Genomic DNA, 14,001 nt, shown 5'->3' on the forward strand with positions numbered 1-14,001 from the left:
CATAAGCGAAGTAATGGCCAGTGCTGTCCATCTGAGGAGTACTGCAATCGTAACGCATCTTTCTTACGGGTCAGACGCAGCCAGAACTCCTTCGGATCCCCTGGAAAGAGTCCTGTAGCCCAGTCGGAATTTCCCAGCGTGAGTACACTCCCGATTGCAGGTGCTCCATCGTTAAATTCGATGCCAGCTTTGAGCCAGTGCTGTTCGTCAGAGAGCATCATAATTCCGGCCTGGTCATAAAGTGTGGTGAAGTCTGCGCGGATCCTGACCTGAAAAGTAAAATCTCCTGTTACGTCAGTAGCGTAGATGTGACCGGTAAAACGCTCAAACCCGTACCAGGTACGACGCCAGAAATCGGTATGATCATCTGTGATTACCGACAGGGCGTTATTTTCGTAGCGCCATATGGCGGGCTCATTGATCCATTCAAACTTGCAACTCATCATTATTCTCCTGTCATCCGGAATGCAGCATAACGATAGTTTAAAATGTCAGTTCCATCTCAAACTGGCATAACGGTTCAGCCTGATAACCCGCCGCAGTAAATAATGGTGCCAGCATTTCTGGCATAGATACATCAGCATTGTTTTGCCAGTCCCTGGCTCCGGTACTCGGGCAGCACACCAAATTCGGTCAGATGCGCTTTGTCCATTCTGTGGGTTACGATGGCTATTGCCACCGGGTTATCATTGATCAGTCAGACAAACGAGTCTTTAGCTGATACCGGAATAACGGTCATAGATAAAGCTCTACATTGCGGTTTTCGGGAGCTACAGGGGGAAAATATGCTCCCTGTTTTCTCAGACAGTGAAGCTGATTTCTACAGAGCGGGCACTGCGATCGCCCTCACCATGGTAAACAGCTTCAATATTGTTACCGTCCGGATCCAGAACAAAAGCGGCATAGTATCCGGGATGGTAGGTTCGTTCGGCGGGGGCGCCGTTATCACGTCCGCCATGATTTAGCGCTGCGCGGTAAAATGCGTCCACCGATTCACGGTCTGTGGCCTGAAAGGCCAGATGGTGCCGTCCTGTAGGCACCCCTCCAGCCCCCGAACTTTTTACCGATGAAATGACCAGTTCGTCAGCCCAGATATAATCGTCATCTGTGATAACCAGGGGGATCTTAAGTTCCGCCAGCACAGCAGTGTAAAATGCTTTGCTTGCGTCAAAGTTGTTTACCACGAGCTGGATATGGTCGATAAGTCTGCCACGATGAAGCGTATAGTTTTCCACGGCTCATTTCCTTATTCACACTCTGTCAGTCAGGCCTGTATCTGTGAAATTGAACAAAGGTACAACCCTACGTATAACTTATATTGCTGAAAAAATACGTTAATATTTGTGCTCTGTACCCGACAGGTATCAGAAAATCATTCCAGATTGAGTCTTTGGACAGGAATTACTATTCTGCTATTCGCTTAAGAGCAGGCTCTCAATTGCCAGTTGTAAAATAAATAGCAGAGATGAGATGAGAGCAAGCCATTTTAGGGGGCGCAGTTTACGTTCAGGTATAGAGAGCGTATGGAGTATGGCATGACGCTTCATTTTATTGAGTGGCATGCTACCTCCTTGAAAAAGAGCCGCCTGCGCAGGCGGCTAAGCAATGAAAACAAGAGTTATTCCACAAACCAGGTCACTGTGAGCAAGGCCAGTTGTCATGGGGCTAACATAACGGTTGGGACGGTAGGAAAAAAGGCCACGGGTGGCCAAAAGTTTTCCATTTCGAGTCGACAGCTTCCTCCAGGAGTGCTGTTCGTTTGTTAGCCAGAACAGCTTAACGGATAAAAGCAGTATCTCCATGTTAAATGAGTGGTTGTTTAGCGTTTATTTAAACAATGCCGATCAAATAATACGTACTCAAATAATAAACCGAGCAGGACTATCCAGTCCTGCTAATTGATATGCGTTCATGAGAACTGGAGAAATAATTCCTTCTGATGTGCCACAATGCAATCACACCCCGGTCAGGAGATTCCCGGGTTTAAGTAGCGTGATTAACCGGCACTGTATCTGAAAGTTATCACTTAACGAATAACGGCGTTCTTTTTTCAGCGAACTGAAGAACGATTTGACCACCGCAGTATCCCAGCAGTTACTACGTCGGCTCATACTGGAGGCCAGGTTATTGGTCCAACAGAACCGCCGCCAGTCGCCACTGTCGTACTGGCTGCCCTGGTCTGAGTGCACGATAACCTCGTCGTCAGGTTTATGTCGCCAGACTGCAATCAGCAGCGCATCCAGTGCTAGCGAGTGGTTCACTTGCTTAATTATGCCTGATACATTGCATTGACAGCTCCGTCTGTAACGTTACACTAAACCGTTGTAGTTCATAATTCCTGAGAAGATGGCGATGCCGGGTATGTGTGTCTTCCGCCATTCATCGATTGCCGCAAAGGAGATGTATGGCGAATATTCGTGATGTCGCAAAGCATGCTGGCGTTTCCGTCAGTACGGTATCCAATGTGCTCAACGGTCGGACCGATCAAATGCGGGCTGAAACCCTGGCGCGTATCCAGCAGAGCATGCAGACGCTGAATTACTTTCCAAACCGGGTGGCGCAACAGCTCAAGACCGGTCAGGCCAAAATGATTGGTTTGCTGGTGCCGTCCATTGTGAATCCCAGCTTTGCTGCCCTGGCCCGTGAAGTCGATCTGGCCGCCAAAAAGCGCCAACTGCGGGTGCTGATTGGAAATACCTACCGACAAATTGAAGAAGAAGAAGCCTTTCTGGACGACATGTTTTCCCACGGCGTCCGCGGGATTATCGTTGCCGCCTGCGATATTGAAAAAGCGCATTTTGCGCAAGCGGCCGAGCAGGGCATGGTGATGGTGAACTATGATGGCCGTATGCCTGTGCGTGCTCAGTCGGGTCATTTTGCGCTGGACAGTGTATCAATGGATAACATTGAGGCCGGGCGAATGGCAGCAGAACACCTGATTGCACAGGGGTGCCGTCGCCTCGCGTTTGCCACGGTGGAAGGGATGACCCCCAGCCGTGCGCACAAAATTGAGGGCTTTCTCCGCGCGGTGCAAGACCACGGGCTTTATCGGGAAGGAATGATCGTTGAAGGCCAGGCCATGGCGGCCTATGGCGACACAGAAATGACAGAACTCGGGCGGGCGCTGGCGTTAAAAATCAGCCAGCAGCCGGTGTTCCCGGATGGTATTGTCGCGATCAACGATGCGTTGGGCATTGGGCTGATGGCTGGTCTGCATCAGGCCGGGATCCATGTGCCGGAACAGATCTCTATTGTGGGCATCGACAATATTCCGCTCTCCGGACTGGTTTTCCCTGGCCTGACGTCCATCATGCCGCCGCTTCGGGAGATGGCAGAAGTGATGGTGGAGCGGTTGATCGAGCGGACTGAAAATCCGGCCATTCCGCCAGAGGAGTTTCTGTTCCCTCCGTCGCTGGTTTCCCGACAATCGGTACAGTAGCGGCGAGGCACGAGAAGAACGATACGTTCTTCTCGCTCTGTCATACCAGCGTTGGGGCTACGGTCAGCAGAATATTGGCGAAGCGGCGGGTTTCGCCGGAGGCGATGACCAGGAGCGTGTCAGACGATTTGGCCAGCGAATAAAACGCGTTACGTTCAACATGTTCAACTTCGATCGCCTCAGAAAGCATGCCACGGTATTCACGCTCGACCGTATTATCAAAATCCGCCGGGCTTGCCATTAACGTGGCTTTTTCCACATTAATATAGCCAAGGATTTTCTCCAGAATGACGACGCTCCCGATCATCCCTGGAGTGAAATTAAGCCAGATAATCCGTGCCTGCGCAGAAGTATTGGTTAGAAAAGAGTAATTGGCATCGGTGATTAAAATATTCGCCTTGTGTCCGCACTGTGCCAGCGCCTGTAATAAATCAGGATGAATAATATCTGACTTGATCATATGTCATACCTTTTAAAACTGGCGGGCATTATCGCCCGCCGCATTTTTATGCCCGGTAAATACCGCCGTTAATATCGATGGTGGCACCGGAAACGAAGCCATCATATTCAGAAGCGAGGAAACAGATGACCCTTGCCACATCTTCCGGGGTGCCCGCGCGTCCCAGAGGAATGGCCTGGATTGTCTGCTCGGCAGAGGCCTGCGTAGTATGCTGATTATGAAAACGCGTGCCGAGAATCAGTCCCGGCGCAACGGCATTGACGCGGATGCCGTGTTCACCGAGCTCCGCGGCAAGCGAGCGAGTCCAGGTCAGCACCGCGCCTTTGGTGGTGGAGTAGACCAGAGAACCCGCATGGCCGCCAGAGCGCCCGGCCAGGGAGGCCAGGTTAACAATACTGGCGCCGTCTGGCGCGGCCTTCAGCCACGGTAATGCCTGCTGAGTGACATTCAGCATCGTCGTCATATTGACGTCGATCACCGTGCGCCAGAAATGTGGCTCAATCTCACCCAGCCATTTGCGGGCAATAATGCCGCCAACGTTATTGATCAGAATATCGATACCGCCGAGGAATTCCGCTGCCTGTGCCACACAGCGGGCTGCATCTTCTTCATCGGTTAAATCGGCGAAACCACAGGCCGCGCGACAGCCTTGCTGTTCGGCGAGCGCCATTAATTCCCGTGGGCCTTCTTCGCCACTGAAATAATGAATATAAATATCGCATCCCGCCTCAATCAGTTTTTTCGCGCTCTCTTTACCAATGCCTTGTTCTGCACCTGTAATAAACGCTTTTTTACCCGTTAATAATCCCATTTCATACTCCCATTATTCATATTTAAACGGCATCAGGTAATGACGTGACATCGTTTTACCGTTTTTTGTGCGTGGATATCCCTGCCACCTGAGCGTGGCAAATACAGGACTTCATTATCAGTAGCCGGCCAGTCCGGGCAGCCAGGTGGTTAATGGTGGCGCCATGGCGACAATAATGATGCCGACAAAAACCACCGCCAGATATTTCGCCATCGGTTTGATGACGTGCTTCATCTCCACGCCACAAATGGCGCAGGTGGTATAGAGACCCAGGCCGATCGGCGGTGAGAACAGACCAAAGCCCATCGCCATGATCATCACAATGCCAAAGTGCAGCGGGTTAAAGCCAAGCTGAATGGCTATTGGCACCAGAATCGGGGCGAAAATGATCAGCGCAGGCGCACCTTCAAGAACCGCGCCAAAGATGATCAGAATAACAATGGTCAATATCAGGAACAGCCAGGCCCCTTGCTCCATGCCAATGCCAACCAGCAGTTCAGCGATCTGTTGTGGGATCATTTGAATGGTCAGGGCATAAGAAAGGCTGGTCGCACAGGCCACGATGAACAGCAAGACGCCGGACATTGCCGCAATATCAACGAACATTTTCACTGTGGCTTTCAGCGTCAGCTCACCAAACGCCAGGCGACCCACCACAATGGCGTAGATCACTGCGAAGGCGGAAATTTCCGTGGAGGTGGCGATCCCCATCATGACCCCGCGGCCAATCATGAAGATCATGACCAGACCGACAGCGGCACCGAGGTAAAGCTGAGTCCGCGGGCGTAATACCGGATAGGCTTCGCTGACGTTAATTTTCCCGCCGAAACGGTTGGCGGCGACCATTAACAGCACCAACAGGCAAGCTGCAGGGATGAGGCCTGCGATAAACAACGCGCCGATGGAAATATTGGCGACAAAGCCCATCACGATCAGGTTCACGCAGGGTGGAATGGTTTCCGCCATTACCGCGGAGGCGGCAAATACCCCGGCGGCTTCTTCGCTGTCCTGCTTCGCGCGACGTACCGCAGGCATTAACACTCCGCCGACGGCGGCCACATCCGCCAGTTTGGAACCGGAGATGCCTGAGAAAAAGGCCATCGACAGTACGGTGGTCATGTTCAGACCGCCGCGAAAGCGTCCCATACCACGCACAATCAGTTCGACCAGACGCGTGGACATGCCGTTGATTTCCATTGCCGCTCCGGCGAGCAAGAAGAACGGAATCGCCAACAGAACAAAGTGGTCAACGCCCGCCGCTACCTGCTGGGAGAAAAAGACAAACGGCAGGGAAGGGTCGCAGATAAAAAAGACCATTGCCGACATGCCGAGTGTGAAGGCGATTGGCACACCGGCCAGAATGCCAAGCACGAAGCAAATCAGCATCAGGCCCGCCGCCGCGCTGGCCGGATCGGCCATCAGCGACAGTTTCAGATAACCCAGCGCCGCCAGCACAATGATCCCTGCGCCGCTAAGCAACACCACTTTTGTGCGTTCATGCAGCGCATGTTCCAGCGCAGCCACCATCATCACCACGGAACCGATTAATACCGGAATCACGTAAATGGTCTGCGGCAGGCCCGTCTCGGTGGTTTGCAGTCGCGCGGCCTGCACCAGATCGTAACTGGAAACGACCAGTCCAACGGAGACCAGAAACAGGATCCAGCGGCTGGCATGAACAACGTAAGGGCGAACGCTTTCAGGCAGGAAGCGTAAGAACAGATCGACGCCAATGTGTCCGCCTCGGCCGGTTGAGGTGGCGACGCCAAAAAAGACCAGCGCAATCATCAACGCTCGCGCCACCTCTTCCGCCCAGTGGATCGGTGAATGCAGGGCGTAGCGCCAGATCACCGAAGCAAATACCACCAGCACGTTGATAAACAACACCAGCGCTCCGGCCCAGGACGTTAACGTGGTCAGAAATCGACTCAGCCGCCCCAACAGCGTCAACAAAGACTTTTCATCCTTTGTTTTCATCGGGATATCAGCCATGATGAACTCCTTTCATGGTTTGTGTGGGCAACATCGCCGACCCGCTAAACGCCACAGGCCGACGATGCTCGGCTTATGGTTTGTCGCTCGGCGCGGCGGCGCTGATCTCGTCCACCATCGGTTTCAGATCCGGGTATTTATCCAGGAAGGCTTTCCAGACAGGCTGTACGGCCTGTGCGAAGAACGCGCGATCGGTTTCCCGGAAAGTGACGCCTTTCGCCTCCAGGTTTTTAATCGCTTCCAGTTCTTTCTGGCTGGCCTGCTGGCGTTCGTATTCCGTGGCCTCTTTCGCTGCGGCCAGCACGTCGGCACGTAATGACTCTGGGATCTGCTCGAAGCTCTTCTTGTTCATGGCAATCATCAGCGGGTTATAGCTATGGCGGGTCAGCGTGCCATTTTTGATGATTTCATAATATTTGCTGGCATAGATGGTGGGCGCATCATGCTCGACGCCATCGATCACGCCCATTTGCAGGCTGGAATAGACTTCTCCGCCCGGCATGGGAATGGCCACCGCCCCCATGTGATTCAGCGTGGCGATAAAGTTAGGCACCGGCAGTACGCGGATTTTCAGATTCTTTAAATCCTCCGGCTTTTCAATTGCCTTTTTGGTGTACACGTTGCGCGCGCCAAGGTTATAGCCATAGCCCAGCACCATTACGTTTGCTTTATCCATCATCAGTTTAGAAAGCTGCTCACCGGCTTTGCCGTCCAGCGCTTTCCCGACCTGGTCATAGTCTTTAAACAGATATCCCAGATCCAGCACACCGACTTCCGGCACCAGCGTGGCCCAGATTGAGGTCCCTGAAATCATCATGTTAATGGCGCCGATACGGACCTGCTGTGTTGCATCGGCTTCTTTTCCCAGCATGGCGTTGGCAAAGTAATTAAGCTTAATCTGTCCTTTTAACTTCTCGTTTTTATTAAGGTTTTCCTGGAAGCGGTTGAACCAAATATAGTGCGCAGAGGAGTCATCTCCTGGCAGAGACGAGTAAACACGAAAATTGATTGCTGCCTGTGCTGAAGTGCTCAGCACACTGCCTGCAATCAGGGCGCTACTGAGGCAAGCGAGTGCCAGAAAACGTCTGGCTGAACGAAACGGGGTTGTTTTCATCATGATTATCCTTTCTCACAGTGTAGAGGTCGTGATAACGCCATCTGGCAAGGTGGACGCAGCCAGCTGGTTTAACGAAAAAGTCGCTGATTCTGTTTTCTGTAACGTTTTAGTGTAACGTTACAGACGCTATCCGACTCACTGTGCAAATGCAATATGCTTCCTTTCATCAAGATGAGTGATATGTGAATTTTGTGGCGGGTATCGCTAATTTCCGGGCGCGTGTTACAAAACCGAAACGGGGTGTTCGCTGTTTAGTCACTGTTTAGTGAGACAGGCTACAGAAACCGGTACGTCGTTGGTGCCCGGGAGCGCAGACAGCAGTCTGTGTAAACCGATTCGCGTCTGTCAGGTGATAACTTTTACGCATAGCTGCTTAGAAAATGGCATTTTTTACATAAGCATCAAGGTGATAGTGTCAATTGAAATGACAGAGAAAGCACGGTGCAGATGATGAAACATACCATTGGGATTCTGGGCGGCATGGGGCCCGCAGCAACGGCGGACATGCTGGAAAAATTTGTTGAATTGCGCAGCGCCAACTGCGATCAGCAACATATCCCGCTCATCGTTAGCTCAATCCCGGACATTCCCGATCGTACAGCCTGTCTGCTTTCTGGCGGCCCCTCTCCCTTGCACTATCTGGAGCGTTATCTGCATATGCTGGAAGATGCAGGGGCTGAGTGTATCGTCATACCCTGTAACACCGCACACTACTGGTTTGATGATTTACGGGCAGTGGCAAAGGCGGAAATGATCAGCATTCTGGATGCCACGCTGAGTGAAATTCCTCCCGGCGTGACTCGCGTCGGCCTGCTGGCAACAAACGCCACGCTTGCGACAGGGTTATACCAGAAAAAAATGACTGCGCAGGGGCTCTCACTGATTCAGCCGGAAGAGGCGGGGCAGGCGCAGGTGATGCAGGCAATTTACGCATTGAAAAGCGGAGATAAAGCCACCGCGCAAAGGTTGCTGTTTCCACAAATTGAGCGACTGATTTCCCATGGTGCGCAGATCATTATTATGGGCTGCACCGAGATCCCGTTAATTGTGGCCGGGCATGAGAGCAATTTTGGGTGCCGGTTTATTGACTCAACCGCGTCTCTGGTACACGCCGCCATTCGCTGGTATGAGTCATGGCCAGATACGCAGATGGATGAGCCTGTGCAGCAGGTTGCCTGCGTTTGAATTGCGCTCAGGGGACAGTATGCAGATGGTGCAGTTCTTTCCAGAACCGCTCCGCCAGGGGCGTCATCCGCGTATCCATCCGGTAAGCATAAGCCTGAATAGGAATAATCAGCTCGTCCTGGTTCAGCACAATGAGCTGTCGATTACGAATCTCCTGACGAATCGCATACTCCGGGAGCCAGGCGATTCCACAACCGTCCAGCGCAACCTGCTTAAGCAATTCACTCATCGAAGAGACAAAAAATGTACTGAAACTCAGCTCGGTATAGCGGGTTAACGTTCGGTTGATAAGCCGCCCCATATAGGAGTTCTGGCTATAGTTGAGCAACGGGAACGCGGGTTGGTCGAGTGTGTATCGCGGTTTTCCGTTTTCATCGCTTGCACAGACGGGAAACAGTTGTGACTCAAACAAGTGAATATTGGCAAACGGTGGCTGGAGCAGGTTTTCGTCATAATAAGAGAAGATAAAGTCGCTTTGCCCCTCCCGCAACATATCGACCGCCTGATCGACATCGATCGCCTCAACCGACCAGGTAAACTGGGTTGGCATCTGGCTGACGATACCGGGTAACAGCCCCAGTGAAAGGGAGTGCGCAGCGGCAATCTTAATTTTACGCAGTGTGAAATCGCTGCCGCCACGGAGTTCAGCCAGGTTACTTTCCAGCTGTTGTAGCAGATGACGTATCTGAGAGTGAAAGATTTTGCCCTGTTCGGAGAGTTGCAGTGGCGAGACCTGACGATTGAACAATTCAACCCCGACCGCGTTTTCCAGGGCGCGAATACGACGGCTGAAGGCGGGTTGCGAGACATTACGAATAATCGCGGCCTGGGAGAAGTTTCGGCACTTTTCCAGCGTCAGAAAGTCATAAAGCCATTTCGTTTCAATGTTATACAAACCTGCACCACTCACATCCATTTATCATCACCTGTCAGCCGTCTGTCTGCGCCATTTTACGGGCATTCACACGGCTGACAACCGATTGCGCTTACTCGAAAGACCCCTTCACGCAGGCTTTCCCGTCAACCACCATGCGTTTGCCGTGAGCATAAACCTGCTCAATACACAATTCCGGCGTCATCACCAGCAGGTCGGCATCCTTACCGGGGGCGATTTCGCCTTTAGTGGACAGGTTAAGAAAGGTAGCCACACTGGTCGTCAACGGACGCAGTGCGTCGGTCAGAGTAAATCCGTAATCGTTGATTAGCGATTGCACGGTTTCAAGCAAGCTCTCGAAGCCCGCCACGCCAATTCCGGTGAGTTTTCCGGCATCATCAAACAACGGCTGACTACCATTACCATCAGAACTGACCGTTATCCGGGCAAGCGGTACACCGGCTTTGACTGCGCGAGCAACCCCCTCAGCCGGTGCAACCGGATCGGGGATACCGCTGGTGATGTCGATGGTGCCGCCCTTGAGCGCAAAGGCCAGTGCTTCTTCGAACAACGCCTCATTGCGGTTTACGTGGGTGGGAAGCAGCTTACTCATCGGCACATCGCTATTTTCGAGAATGTCGTACAGCGGTTTGAGCCCCTTTTTACTGTCGCCCATATGGAACACGCTGACACCCGGTTTGCCGCCCAGCAGGCCACCCACACGAGATTCTGCTGCCATGTTTGCCAGTTGATAATCGCCAGGCGCGGCAGAGCGGTGGTCAGAGACGGCGCATTTTACGCCGATAACGCGATCGATCAGCGCCACATCTTTTTCGACGGAACCGGTGATCGTCGGTGAAGGGACATGATAAGCGCCGGTTAGCATCCAGGCGGTGATCCCTTCTTCATTCAGCGCTCGGGTTTTCGCCAGCAGTGATTCCGGATGACGGGTTACGGAGTCGGTGCCGAGCAAACCAATGACGGTCGTGACCCCGGCTTCGGTCAGTCTGCTCAGTCTGACTTCTGGTGTTCGGGTCGTGGGGCCCGCTTCACCACCGCCGCCAATCAGGTGTACATGCTGATCGATAAAGCCAGGACACAGGATCCGTCCCTGGAGATTGATAACCTTACAATCCGGCACAATGTGAGGCGAGATATCGCGTGCAACGGCAATAATCTTGCCGTTGGCGAGAAACACGTCGCAAATCCCCTGATCTTCAGGGGTATAAAGGTGCGCACCTTGCAGTAACGTAAATTCTGCGAAGGATAAATCAGGCATGATAATTCCCTTTTTAAACAATAAGCTGCATAACCCAGATCGACAGTAATGCGTTGATGGCACATACCGCAATGATGTGGGGGTAATATTTGGCGTTCACTTCGGCGGTACCGAGGCAGCGACCCACGTTTTGTACCGGGTTACCCATCAGGTATATCGCCGGGAGCAGAACCGTGACGTCGTGACCATTTAATGCTCCTGCAGTGAGCAAACTGGCGGAAACGCCTACCGCGCCGCCCATACTCATCAGCGACGCTAACAGCACGGTGGCGGCTTCACCAGGAAGTCCCCAAAGTGCCATGACGGGCTGACAAATGTGTCCAACCCAGTCAAGTAAACCGGTGATTTTCAGCGCCTGAATAATGACGAACGCCATCACCACGTTTGGCAGCAGGTTAGTGGTGGCAATTGTAAAGCCGCGGCGGGCACCGTCGATAAACATGTCCATGACATTTTTGCGTACCTGAGTGGTCATGCTTGTGCTCCTTGCGTTGGGTTACGGCGTTCTTCAAAGTTGATCCAGATACGTAGCAGGTTGGCGCCGACAAATTTAAACACCAGAATCACGGCCAGCGGGACGATAACAGACGTTCCCAGAAACGCGAAGACGGCAACGCCAGAGGAAAAATAGTTGGTAATAATCGCGCTGCCGCTGGTCTGGTATGCGGCAAAAATGACTTTATCGCGCTCGGTGATTTCACCATCCTGCGCCAGTTCTTTCGTCATACCTGCAGCCGCATCGGTATTTTGTAAGTTAGCGATAAGCGCCAGCGAGCAGATGCCCGGAATGCCCAACAGCGGCTTCAGGATCGGCGTCATCAGTTGTTGCGCCGCACGCAATCCGCCAAGACCGTCGGTGATAGAAATAATGCCCAGTGACAAAATGACTGACGGCGCAAGTTCCAGCGCGAAAAGAAAACCATCTTTTGCGCCCGTACCGCCCGCGCCCCGGAAGGTGACGGTCGTTTGTGCCGCGCCATTCGCGATCTGGCCAAACGAACCGTTCAGCACGCTAAAATCAAAAACACGCCACCAACCTTCCGTTCCGGAAAATACGCCGGAAAAGAAAATGATGGTCAGAAAAAATGCCAGATATCCCTTAAGTCCGACCTTTTCTGTTGCAAGCGGCAGCGCCGCCTGTTCCCCTTGTTGCGCCATAGCGAACCCCGTTTTTTTTTTGATAATGTGTGTTTGTTGCGACAGGCCAGAAGTGGCCCGAACTCAATGACCTTACCAGCCATAGGGATATGGGGAAAATGCCAGAATGTTTCGCGCTATGCGTTTCTTGCATAGGGTGTATAAAGCATCACGTTCTTTGGTTGAGGGAATTATAAATGGAATGCATTCCTGCACTAAACGATCGTTTCTCTGGCAAGCGCTGCGCACAGGCGGGGGCGAACGCGTTTATCAGTAAAAAGCAGAACAGATTAACCTCAACCTGTTCTGCTGTTCATCACGACATATTTAATACGGTTACGTTGGTGATGTCGTGGGGGATAGAGAAAGCCGCCAACGGCAGGTCTGTTCTGTCTTCGCCATTACAAAATCATCTGTGCCAGTAAAAAGCCAAATGGTACCGAGAAGATAATCGATAAACATCCCGGCAGGAAGAAGGGGTGATTAACGATCTTTGAGCCATTCCAGCGCGAACTGAGAAATGAACCCGTATCATCAGTGGCTATCGCAAACGCGGTTGTCGGGTAAATATTCGTGATATAAAGTGCGCTGACCGCGACAAAGCTGGCTAATATTGCCTCCGGGCTAATTCCGATGGAGGCGGCGATAGGCATCAGCAATGCGCTGGTTGCCCCCTGGCTAAACAGCATGGCGCTGGTACAGAAAAATACCGCCGCCAGTAAGAACGGCCAGGCGCGTAATATGTCGCTGGCTTCCATTTTGATCTCATCGATATGGGCACCGATCAGCGTGCTGCTCAGCCAGACAATCCCTAATACAACCACCAGTGATTCAGCGCCGGATTTAAATATCGGTGAGTTCTTCAGCTCTTTCATGTCCAGCTTGCAGGTGAAAATAATGATCGTGGACACGACAAACATCGTAATAATGATTAAGTCGCGGGAATTAATGGTATGCCCAATCAGGGATTTAAACAGCAGCATACAGACCACGAAGACCACTCCCACCAGGAATATGGCGACTGAGGATTTTGCTCCGGCGGGAATAGGGCGGCTGGCCTGTTTATTCAGCACAATTTTATTTTCCTGCATGATTTTTTGACACACAGGATCGTCGGCCAGTTTGGCACCTTGTCTGCTGGCAATGTACGCCGCGATCAGCATGGCAAATAACGCGGTGGGCAGGATAATCAGCATTGCGTCGCCGAAGCTCACGCCCATCACCTCAACGGTGCCGTACATAATCGCCGTGGCGGCAGAGATCGGGGAGGCGGTAATCCCGAGTTGCGAAGCCACAACCGCAGAGCTTAACGGCTGGCTGGGTCGGATACCGTTGTCTTTCGCCACTTCCTGAATCACGTTCATCACCGACATGGCGGTATAACCAGTACCGGACAGTACCGTCAGAATAAACGTTACGGTGGGGGCAAGAATATTAAGATAGCCGGGATTATGGCGCAGTAATTTTTCGGTCAGGGTGACGAGATAATCCATTCCGCCGGCCTGTTGCATGGCTGAGAGCGCCACAATGGTAGACAGAATAATCAGCATTACGTCGACAGGTGGAGAACCTGCCGGAACGCCAAAAATAAATACCGAAATCGCTAATCCGATCCCGCCGGCAAACCCGACGCCAATTCCGCCCCAGCGGGCGGCAAGCATGATGGTTCCCAGTAATAAAACGACATGTAATATCACCATATAATTA

At 52.3% G+C, this 14,001-nt stretch carries 14 protein-coding genes and 1 pseudogene; 2 read left to right on the forward strand and 13 right to left on the reverse strand.

Features of this window, described 5'->3' with window-relative positions:
* From AOY24_RS13665 to AOY24_RS13675, 4 genes and pseudogenes are all read right to left on the reverse strand, one after another.
* The coding region (locus AOY24_RS13665) for a DUF1349 domain-containing protein (RefSeq protein WP_054176817.1) at positions 1 to 443 on the reverse strand (443 nt) is incomplete at its 3' end.
* Positions 444 to 577: 134 nt separating this feature from the next.
* Positions 578 to 679, reverse strand: a complete 102-nt coding sequence (locus AOY24_RS25655; RefSeq protein ID WP_333494260.1) for a hypothetical protein — start codon at positions 677 to 679, stop codon at positions 578 to 580.
* A gap of 121 nt (positions 680 to 800) precedes the next feature.
* Positions 801 to 1,235: a VOC family protein gene (locus AOY24_RS13670; protein ID WP_042999400.1), complete on the reverse strand. Its 435-nt coding sequence runs from the start codon at positions 1,233 to 1,235 to the stop codon at positions 801 to 803.
* Positions 1,236 to 2,039: 804 nt separating this feature from the next.
* Positions 2,040 to 2,261: pseudogene (locus AOY24_RS13675) on the reverse strand (DDE-type integrase/transposase/recombinase); the annotation flags it as partial.
* 143 nt (positions 2,262 to 2,404) lie between these two features.
* On the opposite strand from AOY24_RS13675, the gene AOY24_RS13680 reads away from it, so the two are divergent.
* Positions 2,405 to 3,439: a LacI family DNA-binding transcriptional regulator gene (locus AOY24_RS13680; RefSeq protein WP_042999402.1), complete on the forward strand. Its 1,035-nt coding sequence runs from the start codon at positions 2,405 to 2,407 to the stop codon at positions 3,437 to 3,439.
* A 40-nt stretch (positions 3,440 to 3,479) separates the two neighbouring features.
* On the opposite strand, the gene AOY24_RS13685 is transcribed toward AOY24_RS13680, so the two are convergent.
* The 4 genes from AOY24_RS13685 to AOY24_RS13700 all read right to left on the reverse strand — a co-directional run bounded on the left by AOY24_RS13685 (position 3,480) and on the right by AOY24_RS13700 (position 7,819).
* A complete protein-coding gene (locus AOY24_RS13685; RefSeq protein WP_044254078.1) occupies positions 3,480 to 3,899 on the reverse strand; it encodes an RbsD/FucU family protein in 420 nt (139 codons plus the stop codon).
* Between the two features lie 46 nt (positions 3,900 to 3,945).
* Entirely contained in the window at positions 3,946 to 4,710 is a 765-nt protein-coding gene (locus tag AOY24_RS13690) for an SDR family NAD(P)-dependent oxidoreductase (protein ID WP_054176822.1), read from the reverse strand.
* A 117-nt stretch (positions 4,711 to 4,827) separates the two neighbouring features.
* The gene (locus tag AOY24_RS13695; RefSeq protein WP_052443876.1) at positions 4,828 to 6,702 is read right to left on the reverse strand and encodes a TRAP transporter large permease subunit; all 1,875 of its coding nucleotides are present in this window, start codon (positions 6,700 to 6,702) and stop codon (positions 4,828 to 4,830) included.
* 73 nt (positions 6,703 to 6,775) lie between these two features.
* On the reverse strand, positions 6,776 to 7,819 hold the full coding sequence (locus tag AOY24_RS13700) for a TRAP transporter substrate-binding protein (protein ID WP_051642301.1): 1,044 nt from the start codon (positions 7,817 to 7,819) through the stop codon (positions 6,776 to 6,778).
* 450 nt (positions 7,820 to 8,269) lie between these two features.
* Here AOY24_RS13700 and AOY24_RS13705 point away from each other — a divergent pair, with 450 nt between their 5' ends.
* Complete coding sequence (locus AOY24_RS13705) at positions 8,270 to 9,004, forward strand: aspartate/glutamate racemase family protein (RefSeq protein ID WP_042999407.1); 735 nt, start codon at positions 8,270 to 8,272, stop codon at positions 9,002 to 9,004.
* A 7-nt stretch (positions 9,005 to 9,011) separates the two neighbouring features.
* Here the strand turns inward: AOY24_RS13705 and hypT are convergent, their stop codons facing one another.
* The 5 genes from hypT to AOY24_RS13730 all read right to left on the reverse strand — a co-directional run bounded on the left by hypT (position 9,012) and on the right by AOY24_RS13730 (position 13,994).
* Positions 9,012 to 9,920 (reverse strand): hypochlorite stress DNA-binding transcriptional regulator HypT, encoded by a 909-nt coding sequence (hypT, locus tag AOY24_RS13710; protein ID WP_042999408.1) that lies wholly within the window; start codon positions 9,918 to 9,920, stop codon positions 9,012 to 9,014.
* A 70-nt stretch (positions 9,921 to 9,990) separates the two neighbouring features.
* Positions 9,991 to 11,157, reverse strand: a complete 1,167-nt coding sequence (iadA, locus tag AOY24_RS13715) for a beta-aspartyl-peptidase (RefSeq protein ID WP_054176823.1) — start codon at positions 11,155 to 11,157, stop codon at positions 9,991 to 9,993.
* A 13-nt stretch (positions 11,158 to 11,170) separates the two neighbouring features.
* Positions 11,171 to 11,632 carry a YjiG family protein gene (locus tag AOY24_RS13720; RefSeq protein WP_042999410.1) on the reverse strand — a complete coding sequence of 154 codons (462 nt, stop codon included), beginning with the start codon at positions 11,630 to 11,632 and terminating at the stop codon, positions 11,171 to 11,173.
* Positions 11,629 to 12,315: a nucleoside recognition domain-containing protein gene (locus tag AOY24_RS13725; protein WP_042999411.1), complete on the reverse strand. Its 687-nt coding sequence runs from the start codon at positions 12,313 to 12,315 to the stop codon at positions 11,629 to 11,631. Before AOY24_RS13725 ends, AOY24_RS13720 begins: the two co-directional genes overlap by 4 nt.
* 380 nt (positions 12,316 to 12,695) lie before the next feature.
* Positions 12,696 to 13,994, reverse strand: coding sequence for an anaerobic C4-dicarboxylate transporter (locus AOY24_RS13730; RefSeq protein WP_054176824.1), 1,299 nt, complete (start codon positions 13,992 to 13,994; stop codon positions 12,696 to 12,698).
* Positions 13,995 to 14,001 lie beyond the last annotated feature (7 nt).

The organism is Citrobacter sp. CtB7.12, assembly GCF_001297795.1.
GTDB lineage: Bacteria > Pseudomonadota > Gammaproteobacteria > Enterobacterales > Enterobacteriaceae > Citrobacter_A > Citrobacter_A amalonaticus.